This is a genomic window from Paenibacillus sp. KN14-4R (assembly GCF_052180255.1).
GTDB lineage: Bacteria > Bacillota > Bacilli > Paenibacillales > NBRC-103111 > Paenibacillus_AM.
Genome location: NZ_CP197466.1, coordinates 3,372,906 through 3,397,495, shown reverse-complemented (window position 1 = coordinate 3,397,495; position 24,590 = coordinate 3,372,906). Strand labels below are relative to the sequence as shown.

Here is a 24,590-nt window from a genome sequence, read left to right as displayed (position 1 = left end):
GAAAATTTGTGAATAAATCGAATTATAAAAAAGGGTATACCGCTTGGATCAAGTGTGCGGTTCTCCTGCTCATGTTGACATGCTTGGGCATGGCGATTCCACAAAGTGTATCGGCTCATGCGGTTGTCTTAAAGACGGTCCCAGAATCGAATGTTCAGCTTGAACAATCGCCTCCCGTCATTTCAATTACTTTTAACGAGCGGTTGGAAGATGGAGCATATTATATCAAGCTGCTCGATAGTCAAGGGAAGGTCGTATCCGAGAACAAGCCAAGAATGAATGGCGATCATACAGGAATTGAGGTGGATGCACCTAAACTTACGGACGGACTGTATCTAGTATCCTATCATGTCATTTCGGCAGATGGTCATCCAGTTGGGGGAAGTTTCCCCTTTACGATAGGTGCGAGGTCAGGCACTTCTGATGGTACAGGTACAATTGATACGATGAATGGACATCAGATGGAAATTTCATCTGATATGAGTGTCTCAACGCTAAGCATATTTCTAAGTCGTGGATTTTGGTACTTGATGATTCTCTTGACCATGGGATGGATCTTCTGGTTACGGACTCCATTTGCCGCTCGGGCAGGTCTTCGATCGAAGTTATCGAGCTGGACATTAAATTTACAACGTGTATTATTTCTATCCACGTTAGTCGTTATTTTTACACATTTGGAAGATTTGTTGGGTGATAGTGGGTTGGATCAATTGTTCGCAGTGTTCTTCTCAACAAGCATTGGTCTGTTCTGGCTAGCTGCACTTGCACTTTCACTAATCGGTTTACTTGTTATAGGACGCTGGGCGTGGTTGGATTACCTTTGGATTATCGCTTTCCTTTTTGGCAAAAGTTTAACAGGTCATGCTGCTGCAATGGATTTAAAATGGGTAACAGTAGGGCTTAACTTCGTTCATTTGATGGCTGCATCGATCTGGGCGGGTGGATTACTCCTAGCTCTTGTCATTTGGAAGAAAGCACGTGAAGAAATGGTGGGATATTTACGATCCTTCTCAACATTTGCCTTTGTATCCTTTGTATTGCTTGCAATTACAGGTCTGAGTTCAGTTGCTCTATTTTTACCGAGTATTGAATATGTGACATACACCCAATGGGGTATTCTGATGTTGATCAAAACGGCTGTTGTGCTCCTTGTAGCTGTGACGGCATTAATCATTCGTATCACGATGCGTAAGTCACAAGAACATGCACAGTATCGTTGGCTTAAGATTGACTTTAGTCTCATGTTAATTATTGTTCTGCTAGTTGGCTTTATTACGTATCTTTCACCTACGCCTACGACCAAACCGCTCAATTGGCATCAAATGGGAGCGACGATTCATATGTCAAGCCGCATATCACCACTTCATGTTGGAGATAACACGTTCCTAACCAAAGTATGGATCCCAGAGGATGAAGGAGCTCCAAAGAAAGTTCAAATGCTGCTTCATAATCTAGATCAACCCGACTTACCTGCAATCGAAGTGCCGCTTGAGCCGTTTACAGATCCATCTTCTGCTGAGGTGTTTGATGAGTTCAAGCGATATGATTACAAAGCCGTTGGGGCGTATTTACCTTTCCGCGGAAAATGGCAGCTTGAAATTCGTGTCATGCGGGCGACAGATGATGAGAAGGTATATCAGAAGGAAACACGTGTCAATTAGAAATATGAAAAATATCATATGAAGAAGTGAAATTCATCATGTATTAAATATTGTTCATCTTGATTATACTCAAGCTATAAGAAAAAAAAGGAAGCGGAGTGTTGAAAGTGGATGATGTTCAATTTGACTCAAGCATGATGGGGAGTACGTCGATAAGCATTATTGTAGTTGTAGCGGTGCTGATCATATGGAGAAGAACGAAAGCGATGTATAAGCCAATGTCAAGGAACCCTATTAGGTTGCTTACTCCATTACTATTTTTAATTCCTGGCTTATTGTTTGTAATCGGTTCTTCTGCAAATTTAAGTGTGAATGAAATTGTATTTCCTGCGCTAATTGGTTTGGTGATGTCAATTCCACTTGTTCTTACAACTAGCTATGAGATTCGATCGGACGGCCATATTTATGCAAAGAAAAGTGCGGCGTTCTTCATCACCTTTTTAGCGATATTGTCACTTCGCTTCTTCCTTCGGAATTATATTCAAGGCATGGACCCGAAAAACTTCATGGCCGTCGTGTTACTTATGGGGGTATGCTATCTTGTACCTTGGCGAATTGCTTCTTTCATGAAATTTCGTAAGATCCTTGCGCAAAGTGATGGTGGAGCAACACCAATCACGAATATTAGATATTAGTTATTAAAATCGTAAATTTTGCCTTCAAAAATAAATAAGTTCGCAAGAACATCAAAAAACCTTCATCATCGCAAGTTCACGGTTTCGTGGCTGCGCTGCAGAAGGTTTTTTTTGATAGATGAAAGTATAGAAAATGCTCTTACCTTGGAGCAAGGAGAGTATTTAATTTTTTACTAGTGAACCACAGTGTAGCTACGAGCAAAAAAATGACGGCGATTTTTAAAGGATTATGGAATAAATTCATAATATCTGCACCTACATACGAGACGATGAAGACCATTACGGCTTTTCCGAATGTCATCGCGATCAGAAATGAGCGTACAGGCATTCGAGCAATACCGGCTGCAAAATTAATCGTAGCTGAAGGTCCAATTGGGAAGCAGCATAAGATGAACACATAGCTGAATGCATTTTGCTGAATCCAGTGAATGCTTTTCTGAACTTTAGGTTTTTGTGCAATTTTTTGAATCAGACGATGTCCAGCTAACTTTCGGAAGATAAGAAATCCGACAAAAGCTCCACCAATCGCTCCGATCCATGAAAAGATGAACCCTTGCCATAACCCGAATGCAGCAGCATTAAAGGCAATAAGTGCAAATAAGGGTAGCGGAGGAACAAATGCTTTAAGAAAACCAGCTAATAGTGCTGGGAAAGGTCCAAAGGAACGGTAGCTCTCTAGGAGAGTCTGAAAATTTTGTTCTGTAAAAAATCCTTGCGCCATCTCCATGATTGCTAGATGCCTCCTCATCTAAAAACGACATACCACGTTTATAGAATACTAGAATAACATGAAAGATCAAGTGACGACGCTTCAATTAGTGGCAAAAAAGGTAAGAATAAACCATTTCAATAAGAGGGCAGATGGAGTCAGCAAAAGCTGCGCAAGTAAAGTTCCTGCTAATCGAGAAATAAGAATGAGCCCAAACATTTTGTTTAAAGTTTCGATATCTGTCTTACCTGTAAGTGCACGATCCGTGGCAACTGCTAGCTGAGGGTCGACGAACATGGCAAAGATGATTGTCGCAACGCCATTTACAAGTCCAGATGACATGTTTGCTGTCGTTTGATATTCAGGAATAAGGAGTCCTGTGTACATGGCAGCCAAAACACCAACGGTATAAATGGCAGTAACAATGCAGTTGAGCAGCAGCAATCGCTTCGGTAAACCACCGATTCGTAATCGAAGGAGCATGTTCAATCCGGGTATTCGAATATGTTTTTTCATACGCTTGATATTCCCGAATGTGACAGTATGGCGAATCATCTCAAAAACCGAACCTGTTAGTTCGAGTTTGGCAATTAATCTAGCTGATATGAACACAAGTGTTGGGAAAAGTAGCAGAGCGAGTAGTGTTCCGATTGAAGCGGAGAAAAGAATCGTACGCAGCGGCAGGACGATATCATCGATTCTTCCATGCTTGGCATCATCAATAATGCCTGCAGTTAGTATGCCTTGGAACAAATTAGAAGTACGTGACAATATAACCACAACGCCCGCCAAGGAAAGCGAAACGGCAATTTTGCCGATTCGAATTCCTGCCAGGCGGATTGCATAAGATGAGGTATCAATCGCGTGAACCATCATTGTAAATATCGAAATCAGGAATAGTTGCTGACTCAATGGAATTCTCCTTTTTACGTCACATCAATGGTGATCTAGCGCAAAGGAGTTTATGACGTACAGCAGTGTTGTTTGCTTCGTCTATTCTTTCCAAGCTTGAGGGTGGTTGTCTGCTACATATTTGGCTGCAGCTGCATTGGCCTCGACTTGAGCGGGATTCTTGCAGCCTGGAATTACCGCGGTTACAGCAGGATGCTTCAAGCACCATGCCAATGCCCAAGTTGCCATATCCATACCTTCAGGCACTTCTTGCTCTTGCACTTCCTTTGCAAGCTGTAATTGACGATTAACCAGTTCGGCATCCTTACGATTACGAACATCGGAGCTGTCGAACACCGTTCCCGGCTTGTATTTGCCGCTTAAGAATCCACTTGCAAGTGGAACGCGAGCTAGTACGCCAAGATCCTGTTCCTGACTGGAAGGGAATACACGCTCCTCAGGTACTCGATCCAGACGGTTATAGACAACTTGGATCGCTTCAGAACCAACTTTTGTGGAAGCTGCTGTTTGGTGTAGATTATCGTTACTGCCGATAGACGTGCCGAGATGACGAATTTTGCCTGCTTGCTTTTGTTTATCAAGCATGGTCCATAGCTCATCATTATTGAACATTTCATCTGTGCCAGAATGGAATTGATACAGATCAATGTAATCTGTACGCAGGGCAAGTAGGGAAGCATCGAGTTGTTCAAGCACTTGTGTGGAGGACCACTCTTGTGAACGTTCGAATAAGTTTGTAAAATGGTGCCCAAACTTCGTTGCTACGACCCAGTCCTCACGTTTGCGGCGTGATAAATAGTCACCAATCAGCTTCTCCGATAAATGATCGCCATAGCATTCAGCCGTATCGATCAGATTAATACCAAGTTCCCCAGCACGGTCGAGAATAGCATCTACTTCATCTTGAGAAAAAGATTGTCCCCATTCGCCGCCAAATTGCCATGTGCCTACTCCGATGACGGAGATTTTTAATTGTGTTTTACCGAGTCTACGAAAGATCATATTACCACTCCTTCTGGTTTATTCTATGTTCATTAAACGCTAATTAGGTAAGCCTGTCAAAATCAAGTTGTAATAATTTGGATGCATTATAAGTGTTGCGTAACGAATGAATTCATGTTAAGATATTTTTTGTCTTCACAATACATAACAGATTTTATTTACGGGACGTAGCTCAGCTTGGTAGAGCACCTGGTTTGGGACCAGGGGGTCGCATGTTCAAATCGTGTCGTCCCGACCACTTTCGTATCTGTTAGACGCATTTTATATGCGGGTGTAGTTCAATGGTAGAACTTCAGCCTTCCAAGCTGATAGCGTGGGTTCGATTCCCATCACCCGCTCCAATAATTGTAACCGACAAGTCTCAGCGATGGGGCTTTTTTTTATGCATTTTTATATGGGAAAAGAGGTTGTTACTTGCTAGCTTTACGCTAATGAAGAACAACCTCTTTTTAAATGGGAACCTTGCCATAATTATTATTCTTACATAATGCTAATCGATCTGCCATTCACTTTAACATCAACCTTCAATACATCAGAGAAGAAAGCGAGTGGCACGTACATTTTACCCTCTTGAATGGTTGGTGCTGTTCCAAGTGGAAATGCAGCCATTTTTGCAATGAAATATTGATCTTTATCGACGGTTATGGAAGTCCAGATCGCATCTTTATGAAGATCGACGCTTTGTTTTTCTTCATTCCAATTAATCGCAAATCCGAGCTTGGAAGCAACAGCGCGAAGTGGAATCATCGTCACGCCTTTTTCGTTGGTGAAGATGGATGCATCGTCCAAGGCAAGCTCCTTGCCGCTTACTGTAATAACTTTTGCTGCGGATTGTTTGGCAATTGGAATGCGGAATTCAGGAGTGCCTGACGAATAAGGCGCGATTTCGTATACATTAAATGTGATCACAGCATCGCCTTTGTTCACGAAAAATAATGTCGTATCCGTAATACCTTTAAATCCTAGATCTCCTGCAAAATATTTCTCAGGATTTTTAGCAATATCCGCTTTGATATGCTGATCTGCCACTTGCTTGTAATTGTCGCTTAATAGGTTTTTAAGTTCGAGTCGCTTAGCTTCGTCTGCATTTAGAACATTGTATGTATCAATTCGCGGCAAACCATGGGCACCGCCCGTATACACACTTGTGAGCAAGCGAAGGGAGAGAATGCTCTGATCGGCTTGATTTCCATCAGATTTAACCTCATAGGTTGAATCCAAGGTGTAAGGGCGCACTTTCAAGCCTTCCTTTGCAAAATCGGCAAAATCAGTTTCTGCTTGCTTCTTCAAACTTTCCAAATCTTTCATTGCCGTACGTTCAATAATATCGTTGAGTTGATCCTGATATTTTTTATCTTTCATCCCGGAAATAACAGGGACACTCAGATTGACTTCAAATTTATCTGTTTTTTCTTTGATGGATTTAGTCGTAACCTTGACGAGTTGTTGCTCTTTTGCCGAAATTGGTGTGACGGCTTTTTGTTCGGATACCGGAGGTGTGCTGCTTGCCCATGTTGTTGTAGATGCAGAAGCGAGTAGACAGCAACCTGCAAGGCTTAGTGATAATAACTTGAATGGTATTTTCATCATTTTCCCTCCAAATTGTGGTTGATGGTCTTATTATGAATCTTTTACATCTGAGAAGGATTACAAATTGGTTAATTTTTCTGATTGATTCTTGGCTTGATTCCTGCAATCCTTTTGCATATAATAACATTTAATTAAATATTTAAGAAATGCGTTGACGGAGAAGAGTAAGCAGTACATCCCCACAGGGAGGTTACGCCACAGATTGAGAGCGTACCCAGGGAAACAGGCTGCCCAAGTTCACTCCTGAGCAGACCTTTGAATGAGCATGTTGGAAATGTGCTTTATTAGAGGGAACCGGATGACAATCCGTTATGAATGATGGAATGAAGAGAGATGTTGATCCGCTTATGGAGAAGCGTCTAATCAGGGTGGTACCGCGAGCTTGCTCGTCCCTATTTAGGGATGTGTGAGCTCTTTTTTGTGTGATATAGAGGTGTATTTTTAGAGGAGGGAATTGTATGAAGGAACGTTTAGAGGCGTTAAAAGTAGCTGCATTAGAACTTTTATCGGAAGTAGTAACCCCTCAAGAATTGAATGATCTAAGGGTGAAGTATTTAGGGAAAAAGGGTCCACTTACCGAAATTTTGCGTGGTATGGGGAGCTTAAGTGCGGAGGAGCGTCCGATTATTGGTCAAGTAGCCAATGAAGTCCGTGAAGCGATTGCAGCGATTATCGCTGAGAAATCCGAGTACTTCGAGCGTTTAGAGACAGAAGGTCGACTACAAGCGGAGACGCTTGACGTTACATTGCAAGGCAGACCGTCCACACAAGGTGCGGTTCATCCACTGAATAAAGTGATTCAAGAAATTGAGGATATCTTCATTGGAATGGGCTATACAGTTGCTGAGGGTCCAGAGGTTGAGCGTGACTACTACAACTTTGAAGCGTTGAACTTACCGAAGGATCACCCTGCTCGTGATATGCAGGATTCATTCTACATTACAGATGAAGTACTGCTTCGTACACACACATCACCGGTTCAAGTTCGCACAATGGAGAAGCTTCAAGGTGAGGTTCCTGTCAAAATTATTTGTCCAGGTCGCGTATATCGCCGTGATGATGACGATGCAACGCACTCCCATCAGTTCACGCAAATTGAAGGTCTTGTAATTGACCGTAACATTCGGATGAGCGACTTGAAAGGTACACTACTTCAATTCGTACGTGAAATGTTCGGTGAACATACTGAAATTCGCCTGCGTCCGAGCTTCTTCCCATTCACAGAGCCAAGTGCTGAAGTTGATGTGACATGCTGCATGTGTAAGGGTGAAGGCTGCCGCGTATGTAAGCAAACGGGTTGGTTAGAAATTTTGGGTTCCGGTATGGTTCACCCACGTGTACTTGAGATGGCGGGTTATGACCCGAAAGAATATAGCGGTTTTGCATTTGGTATGGGTGTAGAGCGTATTGCGATGTTGAAATATGGCATCGAGGACATCCGTCATTTTTATACGAATGATCTGCGTTTCTTGAAGCAGTTCGTACATCTATAGGATCGGGGAGGAGTAGAAGCATGAAAGTATCATATAAATGGTTGTCGGAGTATGTGGACGTTAGTGGATATACGGCAGAAGAACTTGCGGAGAAGCTTACACGCTCTGGTGTTGAAGTCGATGTTGTAGAAAATCGCAATCAAGGTGTGACAGGTGTCGTTGTTGGTTATGTCAAAACGAGAGAGAAGCATCCAGATGCAGATAAACTTAGTGTATGTACGCTAGATGTTGGCCAAGGAGAAGATCTACAAATCGTCTGTGGTGCTAAAAACGTGGATGCCGGACAAAAAGTACCTGTAGCGGTTGTGGGTGCTGTATTGCCTGGCGATTTCAAAATCAAGCGTGCCAAGCTGCGCGGCGTGGAGTCACAAGGTATGATCTGCTCGGCGAAAGAGCTTGGTTTGAACGAGAAGATGCTTCCTAAAGAGCAACAAGAAGGCATCCTTGTATTACCTGAGTATACAGAAGTCGGTGCATCCATTCTAGATGTACTTGCTATTGATGATAAGGTGCTTGAACTTGATCTTACACCGAATCGTTCAGATTGCCTAAGTATGCTTGGAGCAGCTTATGAAATAGCGGCAATTATCGGTCGTGAAGTGAAACTTCCTCGTTCTGAGGGTGCAGCTTGTTCAAGTCATGTAAAAACGGCTGAGAAAGTTGCAGTAACGATTGGTTCAGATGAGCTATGCTCACACTACACAGCTCGCCTAATCGAAGGTGTTCAGGTAACAACCTCTCCGCTTTGGCTGCAAAATCGCTTGATGGCTGCTGGTGTCCGTCCAATCAATACAATCGTAGATATTACGAACTATGTCATGCTTGAATACGGTCAACCTCTACACGCATTTGATGCGGATAAGATCGCAGGTGATCGTATTGATGTTCGCTTGGCTCAACCAGGTGAGAAGCTTGTGACACTTGATGATGTAGAACGTGAATTAGAACCGCATATGCTGCTGATTGCAGATATTGAGAAGCCGATTGCGCTTGCAGGTGTAATGGGTGGCGCAAATAGCGAAGTATCCAGTGGCACAACACGCATTTTACTGGAATCCGCTAAATTCTCGGGCAGTTCTGTTCGCCGCACATCTCGTCAGCTTGGCTTGCGTTCGGAAGCAAGTCTACGTTTTGAAAAAGAAGTGAATCCAGAAGCCGTTATTCCGGCCTTGAATCGTGCAACTGCGTTAATCGCACAGCTTGCAGGCGGAAATGCTGCCGAAGGAATCGCTGAGGCACGCACAACGGAGCATAAACCCGTATCCATTGAGCTTCCATTAAGTAAAGTAAATGGATACTTGGGAACGGAATTAACACTTGCTCAAGTAACAGAAATTATGGGACGTTTGCATTTCTCCTATGATGAAACAAGTAACGAGTCGATCCTCGTGCATGTACCAAGCCGCCGTGGCGACATCACACGTGATGTTGATTTGATCGAGGAAGTGGCGCGTCTTTATGGTTATGACAACATCCCAACTACATTGATGTCGGGTGTGACTACACCAGGTTCACTTACACGTGAGCAGCAAATTCGTCGCACGATGCGTAACATTTTGACACAAAGCGGTGTAGATGAAGTGATCACATACTCACTTGCACATCCAGACCAGAACGTACAACTTCCTGGAATGTACCCAGCGGCTAAACATATTCCGCTTGCAATGCCGATGAGTGAAGATCGATCAACGCTTCGTACGTCATTATTACCGAATTTGCTTGATACAGTCGTTTATAACCGTAATCGTAACAATGATGACTTGTCTCTATTCGAAATGGGTAAAGTATTCGTTACGGATGAGTCGGAGCTAACTTCATTACCTCAAGAGAAGTTAATGTTAGCTGTTGTTATGACAGGTAAACGTCATGCTGATCACTGGATGCAAAAACCGGCTAAAGTTGATTTCTATGATTTGAAAGGTGTATTCGAGCGTGTGATCTCTTACCTTGGGATTACAGGTGTTCAGTTCGAAGCTGCACAGCCAGAAGGGTTCCACCCAGGTCGTACTGCTGCAATTTCAGTAGTAGATAAGGAACAAACGAAACGTGTAATCGGTCGTATGGGACAATTGCACCCATCCCTTCAGAATCAAAAAGATCTGGAAGATACGTATGTTCTTGAGGTTGAAGTAGAGCCGCTAATCGAAATGGCTGATTTCACAATTGCTTATTCTATGCTTCCGCGTTACCCAGCAATGGGCCGTGACATGGCACTAGTTGTGGATCAGCAAGTACCAGTTGGTTTAATGGAACAGCAAGCACGTGAGACAGCTGGCGAATTGCTTGAATCGATTCGTGTGTTCGATATTTATACAGGCGAACGCTTGGGCGAAGGGAAGAAGAGCGTTGCATTGGCTCTTGTATATCGTCACCCAGAGCGTACTTTGCAAGATGAAGAAGTGACTGCAGTCCATGGAAAAGTAGTCGAAGTATTGCAAGAAACATTTGGTGCTGAACTTCGAAAATAATTTTGTATAGGTAATTATTAGAAAAGAACTTCAGCAGCAGGAAATGAGGCTGGGCGTATCGAAATGTTGGTTGATACGACTAGCCTTTTTTTCTTATGTAGGGGGAGGATGATACTGTGAGCGAAGATCGGACACGAATTACAGTTGACATATATGGAAGTCAGTACAAGATTACAGCAGATGGAAACACAAGTCCTAGTTATGTAAAAAGAATTGCTGCAGAAGTCAATGATCAGATGCAGCACATTGCTTCGAATAACAGTCGTCTCGATGGACAGCGCATAGCGGTTCTCACCGCTGTTCATGTAGTGGATCAAAATTTCCGTTTAGCTTCGGAGATTGAGCCGCTGCAAAGAGCGAAGACATTAAGTCAGCAGCAAGGTGAACAATTGCAGGCGCAATTGAATACACTCCAACAAGAATATGACGAAATAAAAGCGAATCAGGAAGATCAATTTGCGAAGCAGCAAGTGCGATTTGAAGCGGAGCTTAAACAGCTGCAAGAAGAGCGAGATACTACTATTTTGAAGCTGACAGAAGAACGTGATGCTTCCCTTAGCAAGATGAATGAAGTTAGGGATGCAGCCGTGAAGTCTGAGCGTGGGAAGCTCGAGTCGCAGTTCAACAGCAAGTTAGCTGATTTTGAAACACAGTTGCAGTCCGAACGCAAACAGCATGAAGCAGATTTACTTAAAGTTGAGGAGCGACAAGCTGCGGCAGAAAATTCGCTCAAACAAGCTCAAGATGAGCATAGCCGTGCATTCGCACAAGAACAAGAAAAAAGGGATGCTGCATTACGGAAGCTGCGTGAGGAACATGCGGTTGTTCTTCAAGCTGAGCAAGAGAAACAATCGATCTTGAAACAGCAGCAAGCTGAGCTAGCGGCGCAGCTTGTAGAAGTCGAAGATAAGCATCATTCTGTATTGCAAGCTTTGAAAGATGAACTTCAAGTTAACTTGCTTCAGGTGAAGGAAGACAACGATACGATGATGAAAATGCTTGAAGAAGATCATCTATCGTTTATTCTTCAGTTACGTGACGAACATTCCACTGCTTTGCAAGAGCAAAAAACAACTTATGAGTCTGCCTTAGAAGACCTGAAGTTCCAATACGAAGCTGCTCTGGAAGAGGAGAAAGCGAGCCGAATAGCCGTATTGGAAGAACAGCAATCCAATCAAGAAGTTGCTTTGCTGGATCAAGAGGTGCGTCACGCTGCAGAATTAGCAGAATTGCAGTCTAATCATGCTCAAATGCTTGAATCAATCCAAGCCAAACGCAAAGCGGATGAAGAGCAAGTTCGTGTATTGCAGGAGCAGTGGGATAACCACATCCAGGTGGAAGCAGATCTTAATAGTCAACATGAAAAGGAAATACAGAAGCTTAAACAAGACCACGAAGTCGCTATTCGACACCAACGTGACCAGCAGGAAGGCACCGTTCGCAAGCTGCGTGAACAGCATCGTTTGGAGCTTATGCAAGCAGGGGAGCAGCATCAATCTGAGCTAATAAATGTTCGTGAAGAAGATGAAGCTATTCAGGCTGAATTACTTGGCGATATAGCGGATCTTAAGAATAAGTATGAGGGCCATCAAGCTAAGCTCGTACAATTACAAGATCAACATGATGCTTTACAACAAGAGCGCGACGTCATAATTCAAGAGCAGGAAGTTTTGCAAATTTCGGCACAGACTGCTCAGCGTTTACTAGACCAAGCATTGACCCAATTAGATGTAGAGCGCCAACATGTACATAAGATCACAGAACAACGCGATGCAGCATGTACACAGCTTGAAGCGTTAGTCCAAGTGTCGGGGCAAGCTGCTGCTGAATTTACTGTGATTGATAAGCGACTAAATGATCAGCAAAGAGCTTTCGATAAAGTTCTTCGACAATCGATGCAAAAGGATGAAGAGATTGAAACGCTTCGTGAAAGTTTGAGGGCATCTTATAATCAAGCCAGTGCAAGTAAAGAGGATAATCAAGAGTTTGAGCAGGTAAAACAGGATTACGAAAAGCTCAAGGATGAGTATTCGAAACTGCAAACGGAGTATAATGAGTGGATAGAGCTCGTTGTATCCCAGGATGGGAATTCAAAGCCATAGAAACCCATAGAAAGACCGCTAACAACCTAGCTATGTTAGGGAGTTAGCGGTCTTATTTGTTACCGAAGGTTGTATGACTACTCTACAATTAATTTTGCATTCATTTTTGAGTGTCCAGTGCCACAAGAAACATTACAAATAATGCTGTACGTACCTGCTTTATTGGCAACGATTGTCTTGGTGTTATTCATTTTGGATAAGCTTGCATCCAATCCTTCAAGACGTATACCGTGAATACCTTCTTTGCTATCTAAAGTCAAAGTGAAAGCTTCACCTTTTTTTACGTGATATTCAGGTTGATCGAATTGGAAGTTGGTAGCCACGATCTTCACTTCTTGTTTAGCTGTCTCCTGGGTTTCTGCGAATGTATTCGATCCACTTTCTCCACCGCATGCTGTTAAAGAAATAAGCATTGCAACTCCAACGAGTAAAGCAAATATTTTTTTCAACTGATAGTCCCCCCTGTTTTATACTTATTTAACTATTATGTATTTTATCATGTTCCAATCATTTGTGGTATGTCGATCAAGTGAAACTGCAGCATGAATAAGAAAAAAGCCACTACACCGATCAAGTGTGATCGGATGCAGTGGCTACGAATGGGGGGGAGTACACTTACTTATGAGGTTCCTTATTTTTACCTGACCATTGGTCACCCACTTCAAACGGGGTTTTCATTGGGATAAACAAGTCGATCAAGCCGATCACCAAAGCAGATAATATGGCTCCAAGCACAGTTGTGGTTACACCGGGTACGATGAATTGTGCGATCCAGATGATGACAGCACTTGTCAAGAAGCCAACGACTCCCCGGCCAAAAGGAGTTATTCGATTACCAAAGATACTTTCAATGATGAAAGCAATAACGGCGATAGCAAGTGCTAATATAAGCGCACTCATAAAGCCGCCGACTACGAATCCTTTGACGATCCAGGAAACGAAAAGAAGAACAAAAGCAGATACAACAAAGCGGACGATAGTTCCTAAAAAACTCATTGATTTATGACCTCCTTAGCGTATTATCAAGATGCGTAATACTACATAATGTGTCCTGTTTTTATGAAAGTACGAAGGGAATTATCACCATGCCTAAAGGAGTAAGATGTGGGTTCGCATCTTATGCGTTCCTTGGGTATAATAATGATATTGTGAACGAGAGGACAGTGAAAGTTTTGAAGGGGAAAGTTTTAAAAACACTTGAATATCAGAAAATTATCCATAAATTAGAAAATCATGCCCAAACGTCACTTGGAAAGCGTACCGTACTTGCAATGCTCCCAAGTGGTGACTTTGTAGAGGTAACGCGTCGCCTAAAAGCGACAAGTGAAGCCGTTGATGTTGAAAGGCTAAAGGGAAGTGTACCATTTGGAGGTATACGTGATATTGAACCGAGTATACATCGAGCAAGAATCGGCAGTATGCTGGGGAGTACAGAGCTGCTGGAAATAGCGAACACCATTTATGGTGGACGGAGATTAAAACGATTTTTAATGACCGTGCATGAAGAGTTCCCAATTGAGCTCATTGCTGGAATGATCGAATTAATAACCGACCAAAAAGGTCTTGAAGATCGGATTAAGAGCTGTATCGACGATAATGCTTACGTTGTAGATAGTGCAAGTATGGCCCTTGCCAAAATCCGCAGTGAACTTAAAAGCAGCGAGGCGCGTGTACGTGAGCGCTTAGAGGATATGATTCGCAACTCCTCTACACAAAAAATGCTGCAGGATATCCTTGTTACGATTCGTAATGATCGTTATGTTATTCCGGTAAAAGCGGAGTATCGTAGTCATTTTGGCGGCATGGTTCATGATCAGTCGGCATCTGGTGCAACACTCTTCATCGAACCGGAAGCGGTTGTGACTTTAAATAATAAAATTCGGGAATTAAAGCTTAAAGAAGAGGCTGAAGTCGAACGTATTTTGTCCATGCTCACTTCAGATGTAGCGGATGTAGCAGAGCTGTTATTATCGGATGTTGGAATTATTGCGCAGCTTGATTTTATTTTTGCAAAAGCAGGCCTTTCACGCTCACTCAAAGCGACGCTTCCCGTATTAAATGATCGAGGCTATATTAAATTGAAAAAAGGGCGTCATCCGCTTATCGCGGCTGATATTGTTGTACCGCTCGACTTAGAGCTTGGCAGTAATTTTACGTCCATTATCGTGACCGGACCCAATACGGGAGGAAAGACAGTCTCACTCAAAACAGTGGGCTTGCTCTCATTAATGGCGATGTCAGGCTTGTTTGTCCCTGCCGAGGAAGGCTCTGAATTATGTGTGTTTGATGGGATATATGCTGATATTGGGGACGAGCAAAGTATTGAACAGAATTTAAGTACATTCTCCTCCCATATGACGAATATTATCTCGATCTTACGTGATATGACACCGAAAAGCCTTGTTCTCTTCGATGAATTAGGGGCAGGTACAGATCCTGCAGAAGGCTCTGCTTTGGCAATATCACTCCTAGATTATATTCACCGAATGGGCTGTCGTATTATTGCGACAACGCATTATAGTGAATTAAAAGCTTATGCATTTGAGCGCAACGGGGTTATCAATGCGTCCATGGAATTTGATATTGCAACTCTATCTCCAACGTACCGCTTGCTTGTTGGTGTACCAGGTCGCAGTAACGCGTTTGCTATTGCAGAGCGTCTTGGACTTGCACGCAGCATTATTGACCAAGCCCGCGGACATGTGGGTGAAGAGGATCAACATATTGAATCCATGATCGCTTCCTTAGAGGAGAACCGCTTAATCGCTGAAGAGGAGCGTCAAAGCGCGGAAGAATTGCGTCGTGAAGTCGAGAAGATGAAGAAGGAGCTTGAGGCTCAACAGGATAAATTCGAACAGCAGCGCGATAAGATGCTGGAGAAGGCTGAACGTGAAGCAGCAGAAGCTGTTGGGAAAGCTAGACGCGAGGCAGATGAGGTCATTAGTGAACTTCGAAGAATGGCTCGGGAAGAAGCCGGACAGATCAAAGATCACAAGCTTATTGATGCTAAACGTAGACTAGATCAAGCAAGTCCGCAATTACGTGAAAAGAAACGTCCGACAAGATCAGCAGCTAAATCGGCTGAGATTGCTGCTGGAGATGAAGTTCGTGTCATCCATCTAGGTCAAAAAGGACATGTTGTTGAGATTGTATCCAAAACAGAAGTGTTCGTACAGCTTGGATTAATGAAACTTAAAGTAGCGAAATCTGATCTTGAGCTTGTAGCCACACAAGCTGCTCAGCAAAAGCGCGCACATGTTCCAGCCGCAAGCATTAAACGTTCACGGGATGAGAATGTACGCATGGAACTCGATATGCGTGGAATGAACGTGGAAGAAGGCTTAGTAGAGGCAGACCGTTTCCTAGATGAATCGATTATGTCGAACTTATCACAAGTTTATCTCATTCATGGTAAAGGGACAGGCATACTTCGTACGGGTATCCAAGATTATTTACGTCGTCATAGACGTGTAAAATCGTTTAGAATCGGTAACTACAATGAAGGCGGCACGGGTGTGACTGTCGTTGAATTACAATAGGAAGGTAGGGTAAGTGTCGTGGATAACATCAATATTTGGATGGAAAACCGCTATTTATCGACCATCGGTTTCTTTTCAGTAACCGTTATATTACTTGTTGTGTTCTTGACGATATTTGAGGTCGTGACCAAATATAACGATTGGGAAGAAATCAAGAAGGGGAATGTCTCCGTTGCAATGGCAACAGGAGGTAAAATTTTTGGGATTTGCAATATTATTCGATATGCGATTCAGAATCATGATACATTCGGGAAGTCGATTGTATGGTCTTGCTTTGGTTTTGTATTATTGCTGGCTTGTTATTTTATTTTTGAATTTTTGACTCCTTATTTTAAGATAGATGATGAAATTCAGAGAGATAATCGTGCGGTAGGATTCTTATCTATGATACTCTCTGTCTCGGTCTCTTTTGTAATTGGAGCGTGCGTATCTGTATCTTAGAATGGTAAGATAGGAGAGAAGTAGCATGAAGTATTTATGGGGATCTTTATTTGCGCTAGCAGCTATATTTATGATAGTTGGTATTTATTATGTTATGAAATAGCCTTAATCGGATCATGATAGAACAGAGGAGTTGTTTACGAAATGGAAGAGAACGAAAATACATTTTGTCCATGGTGTCAAACAGAGATTGTATGGGACCCGGAGATCGGACCTGAAGAAGAATGCCCACATTGTTTCAATGAATTGAGCGATTATCGCAGTCTGAAAATTGCTGTTTCCGATGGAGATAATGAGGTTGAGGACGAAGAACCAGCTTCTGATGTTGGCAAGCAATTGAGCAATGATGACCTGTGGGATGATGAGCCAGAGAGTGAAGATGCATATAGAGAAATGGTTAATCAATGTATGGATACGCAGTTAGAAGCGCCAGATTGCGCAGCTTGCCGTGAGCTTATGTTGTTTGCTGGGACGCAAAATGTGAAAAACAAGCATTTTACACCTGTAGTCCCTCAAGCGCTAGGTGTTCCATTCTTAAGCGGCCCTTTTGAGTATCATGTATATGTGTGTCCTTCTTGCTTCCGAGTGGAACACTTGCTTAGTGAGCAGGACCGCAAGACGATGATTGATCGTTTAACTTTGAAAAAAGAACAAAAATAGTAGAGGAAAGCCAATTTCTTGTTGGGGTGAGCCGGCACGAAATTGGCTTTTTTTGCGTCATCTATTTATAAGGTTTCCTTATGAAGCATATCAAATAGTCGGATTTCCAATCCATTGAGCGAGGACTTACAATAGGTTTAAGGGACTTTTACTAGGTCATAAGTCATCAGAGAGGAAGTAATAAGATGGGACTCCAATTAAAAATAAATGAACCGAATCATGGAACTGTAAAAGAGAGCAGCGGCAAGGCGAATACACGTTTGGAACAATTCTGGTCATGGGCAAAGAATTGTGCGAGTGGATTATCCCTTGCTGTTTTATTGACGATTGCTGCAACATATTTAGCTAAGATCCCTTATGTAACCATTGTAGGGCCGATGGTTACTGCCATTGTACTCGGGATTAGCTGGCGGGCAACAATCGGAGTAAATGAGAGATTGCGAATAGGTACTGGCTTTGCTTCTAAATATGTGCTTCGCGCGGGTATTATTTTACTAGGTGCTAGATTAGACGTTGTCGATTTATGGCATGCTGGAGCGAAGGTATTTTTACCAGCAGCAGGAGCGGTTTGTACGGGAATCCTTGCTGTATTTATCGTCAGCCGATTGTTACGTGTTCAGGCACCGCTAGCCTTGCTGACCTCAATTGGAACTGGGGTTTGTGGAGCTGCAGCGATTGCTGCCGTTGCGCCTCAGTTGAAATCGAAGGAAGAAGATGTTGCTGTTGGGGTCGTGATGATTGCGTTAATGGGTACGTTGTTTACAGTGATGTATACCTTACTACAACCTGTATTGGGATTAGATGCGATGCAATTCGGCTTATTTGCAGGCTCAACCTTGCATGAAGTCGCTCATGTGGTGGCATCCGCTCAACCCTTTGGCTCAGAGGCGTTAGATATGGCAGTTGTAACCAAGCTTTCACGTGTGCTGCTGCTTGTACCTGTTGTTCTTCTTATTACGATTGTTCAAGGTATTAGACTGAAGCGAAGTCGAGAGCAGAAGGATGAATTGAAGCAAAATAGTCGCAGCGTGTGGGGGATTGTGCGTAATCTACCTATTCCGTGGTTTATCGTCGGTTTTGCCGCGGTAAGTGGCATACGTTCCCTTGGTTGGTTAAGTGAGGGCGGCATTGCAATGCTCATCAGTGCTTCTTATTTTTTAATGGGAATGGGTATGGCAGGTTTAGGCTTAGGCGTTCCACTGCAAGCACTTCGTAAAGCAGGTTGGAGAGTGCCTGTGTCGGTGTTTATTGGATCTGTTATCCTTGCGTTATTTGGTTACTGGATGGCGGTTCGATAAATTATTATCAAAGATAACGAATGGGAGTGATCATCTTTTATGTCAACTTGTAAAATGTACGGTTCCATTACAGAACTTATCGGTAATACCCCTGCAGTTCGTCTGAATCGGTTGGTTGGCGAGCAAGATGCTGAGGTGTATGTAAAGCTGGAATATTTCAATCCTAGTGGTTCGGTAAAAGATCGTGCTGCTTACAATATGATCGTACAAGCTGAACGTGCTGGCTTACTTTCGCCAGGAGCTACTATTATTGAACCGACGAGTGGGAATACGGGAATTGGACTTGCGATGAGTGCAGCTGCCAAGGGATATCGTGCAATCCTAGTTATGCCAGATAACATGACGCGTGAGCGGATTAACTTGCTGCGTGCATATGGTGCAGAAGTTGTCTTAACGCCGGCAGCCGAGCGGATGCCTGGAGCGATTCGCAAGGCGATTGAGTTGAGCAAGTCTATTCCACACAGCTTCATTCCACAGCAATTTGAAAATCCGGCTAATCCAGATATTCATCGCAGCACGACAGCTGTGGAGATCATCAAGCAGATGGATGGACGGTTAGATGCTTTTGTGGCGACAGCTGGGACAGGCGGAACGATAACAGGCACTGGCGAAACGTTGAAGGCACAGATTCCAGGTGTGTTGGTTTATGTTGTCGAACCGCTAGGTTCACCGGTATTATCAGGCGGCCAGCCGGGGCCGCATAAGCTTGTTGGCACGAGCCCGGGCTTCGTGCCGACGATCTTGAACACGACCGTCTACGACGAGGTCGTGCAAGTAGCCGATGAGGATGCGCTGGAGACGACTCGCAGGCTTGCGAGTCAAGAGGGCATCCTCGTCGGCCCTTCCGCAGGCGCGTCCGTGTGGACCGCCCTGCGAGTAGCCCGCGCGCTTGGTGCTGGCAAGCGCGTGCTTTGCATCGCCCCTGATACGGGCGAGCGGTACTTAAGCATGGACGTATTTTAAGTCCATGCAGGTGTTTGAAGCCCCGCCTTGAGCGGGGCTTTTGCTATATAAAGCGCTTCCAAAAGCTTTTGTTGAATCGAAAGAGTAACCGTTGTAAGATAATAAAAACATCTAAACAGGATTGAAGTTAAATATTTTTGGCTACTGTATGCGTGTACGAGGAGGAACAATGATGGAAGATTTAAAACACAAGATTCTGGATATTTTGAAAGAAGATGCTAGACATAGCTCCGAGGTCATCTCGACCATGTTGGATGTACCTGTGGCACAGGTTACGCAAGCCGTTCGTGAGCTGGAGCATGATAAAGTTATCGTTAAATATGCATCAGTGATTAACTGGGGCAAAGTGGACAAGGACAAGGTAACTGCCTTGATCGAAGTTCAAATTACACCTGAGCGCGGGCATGGATTCGATTCAATTGCTGAGCGCATTTATTTATTTCCAGAAGTAAAATCGGTTTATCTCATGTCAGGTGCTTATGATCTGCTAGTCGAAATTGAAGGACGTACCTTGAATGAAGTAGCATCATTTGTTTCCAATAAACTATCTCCAATTGATCGCGTATTATCAACCAAGACGCATTTTATTTTAAAAAAATATAAACAAAACGGCATCATTTTCGAGGATAAAGAAGATGATCACCGCATGCTTATAACTCCATAGGGAAAGGTGGAAAATGAACATGGATCAAACCGTATCCAAGACGAAAGCGATGAGCGATTACCTGTCTCCGCTTGTTCGAGACATTCCACCATCAGGGATTCGTAAATTTTTTGATTTAGCAGCAGGTTCAAAAGATATTATTTCACTTGGTGTAGGTGAACCTGACTTTGTAACCCCGTGGCATGTGCGGGAATCCTGTGTATACGCTCTTGAGCGTGGTATGACGTATTATACGCCTAATGCTGGTTTACTTGAGCTGCGGGAGGAAATTGCGGCATATTTGCATCGTCAATTTCATGTCTATTATGAGCCTTCCAACGAGATTATAGTTACAGTAGGCGGTTCAGAGGCGATCGATTTGGCACTGCGTGCTTTAATTGAGCCAGGTGACGAGATCTTAGTTCCAGAGCCTTGCTATATTTCATATTCACCAATTACGACGATTAGCGGAGCGAAGTCAGTTGGAATTGAAACTTTCGCAAAAGACGAATTTAAACTGACGCCAGAAGCACTAAAAGCCGCAATTACCCCTCGCTCAAAAGTGCTTATTTTGTGTTATCCAAGTAATCCAACAGGCGGCATCATGACGCGTGAGGATTGGGAGCCCATTGCAAAAATTGTTGAGGAAAATGACCTCATCGTGATTTCAGATGAAATTTATGCAGAACTCACGTATGGACAGAAGCATGTTTCTTTTGCTGAAATGCCAGGAATGAAAGATCGTACCATTCTTGTATCCGGGTTCTCTAAAGCATTTGCAATGACAGGCTGGAGAATGGGGTATGCATGTGGTCACCCGGAACTGATTGCGGCGATGCTCAAAATTCATCAATATACCGTTATGTGTGCCCCAATCATGGGTCAAGTTGCTGCTCTAGAAGCACTTCGTAATGGAATGGAAGAGAAAGATAAAATGGTCGAATCTTATAATCAGCGTCGTCGCTTGGTCGTCAACGGCTTCCGTGAAATGGGACTTGCTTGCCATGAACCGCAGGGTGCTTTTTATGCATTTCCATCCGTTGCGTCGACAGGTCTTACATCCAATGATTTTGCACAACGTCTCTTGCTTGAAGGCAGAGTCGCGGCTGTACCGGGCGATGTGTTTGGAAATGGTGGCGAAGGCTTCATCCGCTGCTCGTACGCGACATCGGTTAGTCAGCTGAATGAGGCAATTGATAGAATCGGGAAGTTTCTTACAAATTTGTGAAATATAGTGCAGCTAGTTTTCAAACCCACTAATAAATGGTAATATGAAATTAAATAATTTGTAAGAAAATGATAGAAAAGAAAGTTCGGAGGGAACGTAGATGGCATTTTTAGAATATCAACTTTCACAGTCGTCGGGTTATAATTTTGTTCGCGATGCAGATTCAAAGAAACGTTGGTTGTTCAAAAAAACCATTCACACAACCACCCAACAGGAACTAGAAGATCAGATTCATAAGCTGCGTCGGAAACTTGAAAAGCTCGTTCAAGAAGGCCTTGAAATGACGTCATGCGAAGTGATTGAAACAAGTATGCAATTAGATTTAAAAATCATTGAATATATGAATAAAGAAACCCGTTCCTAGTAGGAGCGGGTTTTATTTGTGTGTGGTGGAGGAGACTGTGTGTTAGCCGTATTCTTCCGTGCTCTGTTGAAATCGTGTTCCTTGGATTAGGTTAGGAAGGTTGGAACACGATTCCAAAGGATCACCGCTTCGCTCTCCAGAACACCGCTAAGCCTCCGTCTCTTGCTCTGCACCTTGAGATGCAAAGGTTTGTCTAAGTCCTGGAAAGCGGAGCGGCTTGCCTTTGAACTTGTATTCCTACCCTCTAACCGAATCAAGGGAATACAAGTTCAACAGCAAGTGGAAGGACTTAGACAAACCGCCCCCAAGAAGGGTAAAAAGGCTTCTCCTCCCTCAGCCCTTCCTCTCATTTTTTCATATATGTATTGTAAAAGCCCTTCGCGTTGCATATAATTCTCAAGTAGAGGTAAGCTTGAACGATGTCGTATATACAATACAATTGAATACCTTAGCCAATGGGTGCCTTGGAGTGAAGGATATACTTCAACTCAAGGTTAAAAGGGAAGCCGGTTTAATTCCGGCACGGTCCCGCCACTGTAACCTGGGAGCTGATCTTCAAGATGCCACTCTCTTTTTATAAAAAAAGAGGGGAAGGCGAAGAAAAGCGATTATGTAGACTGGGAAGTCAGGAAACCTGCCTATTGACTCGGCTAACGAAATCCTTCGAGGAGAGGATCGCGCTAAAAACGGAAGTATTGCAAGCTATATTTGCAATGCGACTTTGATCCGTATTTATCGTCCCCTCTGTTTCGTATTTGGAAGCAGAGGGGTTTTCGTGTAGAAAAGGTAAAGAGAACTCAAGCTTCTCCTTCAAATGGGAACAAAGGGAGAGATATGAAATGGTCAGAAATGCATGGAAGAAGTCAACATTAGGCGTACTTGCTTTAGCTGCGGTAATTGCAGTATCGGGGTGCGGAGATAAGAGCGCAAGCCCAAGTCCTGCTGCAACATCTCCAGCAACGGCAGCACCGGCAACACAAACACCAACGGCGAAGAAAACAACTTACCCGCTTACGGTTAAGGATGCAACAGGCAAAGAAGTTACTTTTGAAAAAGCGCCAGAGCGCATTGTATCCGTATCACCTGCTGAAACGGAAGCATTGTTTGCACTTGGATTAGGAGATAAAATTGTTGGGGTATCCGATTACGATACGTACCCTGAAGAGGCAAAATCGAAGCCGAAGATGGGCAGCATTACGAAGCCAACTGTTGAAGCAGTAATTGGCACAAAGGCGGATGTGGTATTCACAGGCATCTCCATGAAAGCACCAACCGTTGAAGAGTTGCGCAATGTTGGCGTAAAAATGTTCAAAGTAGAGCCGAAAACACTCGATGATGTCATGAACAACATTTTGCTATACGGTCAAATTACAGATAAACAAGAACAAGCTGAAAAAGTCGTGAACAAAATGAAACAGGACCGCCAAAAAGTAACGGATGCTGTGAAAGGCGTAAAAGCAGATGCGAAGAAAAAAGTATATCTAGAGTTCTCACCAGGTTGGACAGTAGGGAGTGGCGAATTCTTAGATGAAATGATTCAAACTGCAGGTGCGATTAACGTTGCTTCCGAAGCAGGCGTAAAAGGCTGGAGCAAAGTTGACGAAGAGCTTATTATTTCGAAGAATCCGAATGTGATCTTGTTCGCAAAAGGTCTTGTTGACGATAAAACGAAGAAAACGTTGGAATCTATCATTAGTGAACGTAAAGGCTGGAGCCAAATGGATGCAGTTGCGAAAAAGCAAATGTTCGGGGTCGACAACGATATGATTTCTCGTCCAGGTCCGCGCTTGACAGATGCTTTGCTTGAGATTGCGAAAGCCATTTATCCAGATTTGGTAAAATAATAGATGAAAAGAAAACTATTGTTATGGGGAGGCGCAGGGGGACTGCTCCTCCTTCTTTCCATTCTGGTATCGGTTATGATCGGTACGACCTATATTTCACCCATTGATATTATGAGAATGTTCATTAGCAAGCTCCCATATATAGGCGATGGCATGACTGCGAGTTGGGATGCTTCATCGGAGCAAATTATGATGAACGTTCGGCTGCCTCGGGTGATACTTGGTATTTTTGTAGGGGCGGCACTATCTGTTGCAGGTGCAGCGTTTCAAGGGGTGCTGCGCAATCCGCTCGCTGATCCATATACATTAGGCGTGTCTTCTGGAGCGTCGGTGGGTGCAGCTGTGCTTATTTATTTTGGATTGCAGTTTGCCATATTGGGACAATGGACGGTACCCGTGGTTGCATTTATTACAGGACTAATCTCGCTATGGCTCGTTCTACAGCTTGCACAAGTGGATGGCAAGCTAAAGAAAGAAACGCTGATTTTATCTGGTGTCGTGATGCAGGCATTCTTAGGTGCCTTTGTCTCCTTCTTAGTCGCAATGTCCAAGCAGGTTGTGAACGAAATTTTGTTCTGGTTAATGGGGTCACTTGCGATGCGGGGTTGGATTTATACGATGGTTATTGCACCTTATTTTCTCATCGGATTCATCATTCTAATGGGTTATGCCCGATCTTTGAATTTATTCGCACTTGGTGAACGCCAAGCAGCTTACTTAGGTGTGCGGGTGGAACGGACGAAGTATATCGTACTTGCAGTTGGGACGCTTCTAACTGCTGCAGCTGTATCCGTTGCAGGAGTAATTGGCTTTGTAGGGTTGATCGTTCCGCATCTCATTCGGTTGATCGTGGGTCCAGATTATCGCCTTATCATTCCATTGTCTGCTCTTGGTGGCGGAATTTACGTCTTACTTGCAGATACGCTTGCTCGTACAGCGCTTAGTCCAACGGAGATTCCGCTCGGGGTTGTGACTGCATTTCTTGGGGCGCCATTCTTCGCCTACTTACTGAAAAAGCGCAAGCGTGCGCTGTGAGGA

General features: G+C 43.6%; 21 protein-coding genes, 2 tRNA genes, 1 riboswitch and 1 other annotated feature. Of the genes, 17 read left to right on the top strand and 6 right to left on the bottom strand.

What is annotated here, in order from left to right:
- The first annotated feature begins 8 nt into the window (after positions 1-8).
- Positions 9-1,661 (top strand): copper resistance CopC/CopD family protein, encoded by a 1,653-nt coding sequence (locus tag ACSBOP_RS16610; protein WP_442601632.1) that lies wholly within the window; start codon positions 9-11, stop codon positions 1,659-1,661.
- A gap of 107 nt (positions 1,662-1,768) precedes the next feature.
- Entirely contained in the window at positions 1,769-2,296 is a 528-nt protein-coding gene (locus ACSBOP_RS16605) for a CcdC protein domain-containing protein (RefSeq protein WP_442604507.1), read from the top strand.
- A 139-nt stretch (positions 2,297-2,435) separates the two neighbouring features.
- Here the strand turns inward: ACSBOP_RS16605 and ACSBOP_RS16600 are convergent, their stop codons facing one another.
- The 3 genes from ACSBOP_RS16600 to ACSBOP_RS16590 form a co-directional block, all read right to left on the bottom strand.
- Entirely contained in the window at positions 2,436-3,023 is a 588-nt protein-coding gene (locus ACSBOP_RS16600; protein ID WP_442601631.1) for a TVP38/TMEM64 family protein, read from the bottom strand.
- Between the two features lie 84 nt (positions 3,024-3,107).
- Entirely contained in the window at positions 3,108-3,917 is an 810-nt protein-coding gene (locus ACSBOP_RS16595) for a lipid II flippase family protein (RefSeq protein WP_442601630.1), read from the bottom strand.
- 81 nt (positions 3,918-3,998) lie between these two features.
- Entirely contained in the window at positions 3,999-4,919 is a 921-nt protein-coding gene (locus ACSBOP_RS16590; RefSeq protein WP_442601629.1) for an aldo/keto reductase, read from the bottom strand.
- A 161-nt stretch (positions 4,920-5,080) separates the two neighbouring features.
- Between ACSBOP_RS16590 and ACSBOP_RS16585 the strand changes: the two genes are divergently transcribed.
- Positions 5,081-5,157 (top strand) — tRNA-Pro (locus ACSBOP_RS16585).
- 29 nt (positions 5,158-5,186) lie between these two features.
- Positions 5,187-5,260: transfer RNA gene (locus tag ACSBOP_RS16580), tRNA-Gly, on the top strand.
- Positions 5,261-5,399: 139 nt separating this feature from the next.
- On the opposite strand, the gene ACSBOP_RS16575 is transcribed toward ACSBOP_RS16580, so the two are convergent.
- On the bottom strand, positions 5,400-6,509 hold the full coding sequence (locus ACSBOP_RS16575; RefSeq protein ID WP_442601628.1) for a stalk domain-containing protein: 1,110 nt from the start codon (positions 6,507-6,509) through the stop codon (positions 5,400-5,402).
- A 142-nt stretch (positions 6,510-6,651) separates the two neighbouring features.
- Positions 6,652-6,906 (top strand) — a binding site (T-box leader).
- A 61-nt stretch (positions 6,907-6,967) separates the two neighbouring features.
- On the opposite strand from ACSBOP_RS16575, the gene pheS reads away from it, so the two are divergent.
- The 3 genes from pheS (at position 6,968) to zapA (ending at position 12,572) form a co-directional block, all read left to right on the top strand.
- Positions 6,968-8,002 (top strand): phenylalanine--tRNA ligase subunit alpha, encoded by a 1,035-nt coding sequence (pheS, locus tag ACSBOP_RS16570; protein ID WP_442601627.1) that lies wholly within the window; start codon positions 6,968-6,970, stop codon positions 8,000-8,002.
- A 20-nt stretch (positions 8,003-8,022) separates the two neighbouring features.
- A complete protein-coding gene (gene pheT, locus ACSBOP_RS16565; protein ID WP_442601626.1) occupies positions 8,023-10,470 on the top strand; it encodes a phenylalanine--tRNA ligase subunit beta in 2,448 nt (815 codons plus the stop codon).
- Positions 10,471-10,586: 116 nt separating this feature from the next.
- Complete coding sequence (gene zapA / locus ACSBOP_RS16560) at positions 10,587-12,572, top strand: cell division protein ZapA (RefSeq protein ID WP_442601625.1); 1,986 nt, start codon at positions 10,587-10,589, stop codon at positions 12,570-12,572.
- Positions 12,573-12,649: 77 nt separating this feature from the next.
- On the opposite strand, the gene ACSBOP_RS16555 is transcribed toward zapA, so the two are convergent.
- On the bottom strand, positions 12,650-13,021 hold the full coding sequence (locus ACSBOP_RS16555) for a cytochrome C oxidase subunit II (protein ID WP_442601624.1): 372 nt from the start codon (positions 13,019-13,021) through the stop codon (positions 12,650-12,652).
- Positions 13,022-13,187: 166 nt separating this feature from the next.
- A complete protein-coding gene (locus ACSBOP_RS16550; RefSeq protein WP_442601623.1) occupies positions 13,188-13,568 on the bottom strand; it encodes a phage holin family protein in 381 nt (126 codons plus the stop codon).
- Between the two features lie 176 nt (positions 13,569-13,744).
- Here ACSBOP_RS16550 and ACSBOP_RS16545 point away from each other — a divergent pair, with 176 nt between their 5' ends.
- The 10 genes from ACSBOP_RS16545 (at position 13,745) to ACSBOP_RS16500 (ending at position 24,587) form a co-directional block, all read left to right on the top strand.
- Positions 13,745-16,111, top strand: coding sequence for an endonuclease MutS2 (locus ACSBOP_RS16545; RefSeq protein ID WP_442604506.1), 2,367 nt, complete (start codon positions 13,745-13,747; stop codon positions 16,109-16,111).
- 39 nt (positions 16,112-16,150) lie between these two features.
- Positions 16,151-16,552 (top strand): DUF350 domain-containing protein, encoded by a 402-nt coding sequence (locus ACSBOP_RS16540; RefSeq protein ID WP_442604505.1) that lies wholly within the window; start codon positions 16,151-16,153, stop codon positions 16,550-16,552.
- A 144-nt stretch (positions 16,553-16,696) separates the two neighbouring features.
- Positions 16,697-17,212 (top strand): hypothetical protein, encoded by a 516-nt coding sequence (locus ACSBOP_RS16535; RefSeq protein ID WP_442601622.1) that lies wholly within the window; start codon positions 16,697-16,699, stop codon positions 17,210-17,212.
- Between the two features lie 185 nt (positions 17,213-17,397).
- Positions 17,398-18,510, top strand: a complete 1,113-nt coding sequence (locus ACSBOP_RS16530; RefSeq protein ID WP_442601621.1) for a YeiH family protein — start codon at positions 17,398-17,400, stop codon at positions 18,508-18,510.
- A gap of 39 nt (positions 18,511-18,549) precedes the next feature.
- Positions 18,550-19,473, top strand: a complete 924-nt coding sequence (gene cysK / locus ACSBOP_RS16525) for a cysteine synthase A (protein WP_442601620.1) — start codon at positions 18,550-18,552, stop codon at positions 19,471-19,473.
- A 172-nt stretch (positions 19,474-19,645) separates the two neighbouring features.
- Positions 19,646-20,137 carry an Lrp/AsnC family transcriptional regulator gene (locus ACSBOP_RS16520; protein ID WP_442604504.1) on the top strand — a complete coding sequence of 164 codons (492 nt, stop codon included), beginning with the start codon at positions 19,646-19,648 and terminating at the stop codon, positions 20,135-20,137.
- A gap of 19 nt (positions 20,138-20,156) precedes the next feature.
- The gene (locus ACSBOP_RS16515) at positions 20,157-21,344 is read left to right on the top strand and encodes an aminotransferase class I/II-fold pyridoxal phosphate-dependent enzyme (protein WP_442601619.1); all 1,188 of its coding nucleotides are present in this window, start codon (positions 20,157-20,159) and stop codon (positions 21,342-21,344) included.
- Positions 21,345-21,444: 100 nt separating this feature from the next.
- Entirely contained in the window at positions 21,445-21,708 is a 264-nt protein-coding gene (locus ACSBOP_RS16510) for an aspartyl-phosphate phosphatase Spo0E family protein (RefSeq protein ID WP_442601618.1), read from the top strand.
- Positions 21,709-22,148: 440 nt separating this feature from the next.
- Positions 22,149-22,364: riboswitch (cobalamin riboswitch) on the top strand.
- A 183-nt stretch (positions 22,365-22,547) separates the two neighbouring features.
- Positions 22,548-23,552 carry a helical backbone metal receptor gene (locus tag ACSBOP_RS16505; RefSeq protein WP_442601617.1) on the top strand — a complete coding sequence of 335 codons (1,005 nt, stop codon included), beginning with the start codon at positions 22,548-22,550 and terminating at the stop codon, positions 23,550-23,552.
- A 3-nt stretch (positions 23,553-23,555) separates the two neighbouring features.
- Complete coding sequence (locus ACSBOP_RS16500) at positions 23,556-24,587, top strand: FecCD family ABC transporter permease (protein WP_442601616.1); 1,032 nt, start codon at positions 23,556-23,558, stop codon at positions 24,585-24,587.
- The last annotated feature ends 3 nt before the right edge of the window (positions 24,588-24,590 follow it).

Excerpts from the sequence above, each read along its gene's own strand:
- ACSBOP_RS16600 (WP_442601631.1), bottom strand. The coding sequence starts at position 3,023 with ATGGAGATGGCGCAAGGATTTTTTACAGAACAAAATTTTCAGACTCTC.
- ACSBOP_RS16590 (WP_442601629.1), bottom strand. The coding sequence starts at position 4,919 with ATGATCTTTCGTAGACTCGGTAAAACACAATTAAAAATCTCCGTCATC.
- ACSBOP_RS16575 (WP_442601628.1), bottom strand. The coding sequence starts at position 6,509 with ATGATGAAAATACCATTCAAGTTATTATCACTAAGCCTTGCAGGTTGC.
- pheS (WP_442601627.1), top strand. The coding sequence starts at position 6,968 with ATGAAGGAACGTTTAGAGGCGTTAAAAGTAGCTGCATTAGAACTTTTA.
- pheT (WP_442601626.1), top strand. The coding sequence starts at position 8,023 with ATGAAAGTATCATATAAATGGTTGTCGGAGTATGTGGACGTTAGTGGA.
- ACSBOP_RS16550 (WP_442601623.1), bottom strand. The coding sequence starts at position 13,568 with ATGAGTTTTTTAGGAACTATCGTCCGCTTTGTTGTATCTGCTTTTGTT.
- ACSBOP_RS16540 (WP_442604505.1), top strand. The coding sequence starts at position 16,151 with ATGGAAAACCGCTATTTATCGACCATCGGTTTCTTTTCAGTAACCGTT.
- ACSBOP_RS16535 (WP_442601622.1), top strand. The coding sequence starts at position 16,697 with ATGGAAGAGAACGAAAATACATTTTGTCCATGGTGTCAAACAGAGATT.
- ACSBOP_RS16530 (WP_442601621.1), top strand. The coding sequence starts at position 17,398 with ATGGGACTCCAATTAAAAATAAATGAACCGAATCATGGAACTGTAAAA.
- cysK (WP_442601620.1), top strand. The coding sequence starts at position 18,550 with ATGTCAACTTGTAAAATGTACGGTTCCATTACAGAACTTATCGGTAAT.
- ACSBOP_RS16520 (WP_442604504.1), top strand. The coding sequence starts at position 19,646 with ATGGAAGATTTAAAACACAAGATTCTGGATATTTTGAAAGAAGATGCT.
- ACSBOP_RS16515 (WP_442601619.1), top strand. The coding sequence starts at position 20,157 with ATGGATCAAACCGTATCCAAGACGAAAGCGATGAGCGATTACCTGTCT.
- ACSBOP_RS16510 (WP_442601618.1), top strand. The coding sequence starts at position 21,445 with ATGGCATTTTTAGAATATCAACTTTCACAGTCGTCGGGTTATAATTTT.
- ACSBOP_RS16505 (WP_442601617.1), top strand. The coding sequence starts at position 22,548 with ATGGTCAGAAATGCATGGAAGAAGTCAACATTAGGCGTACTTGCTTTA.
- ACSBOP_RS16500 (WP_442601616.1), top strand. The coding sequence starts at position 23,556 with ATGAAAAGAAAACTATTGTTATGGGGAGGCGCAGGGGGACTGCTCCTC.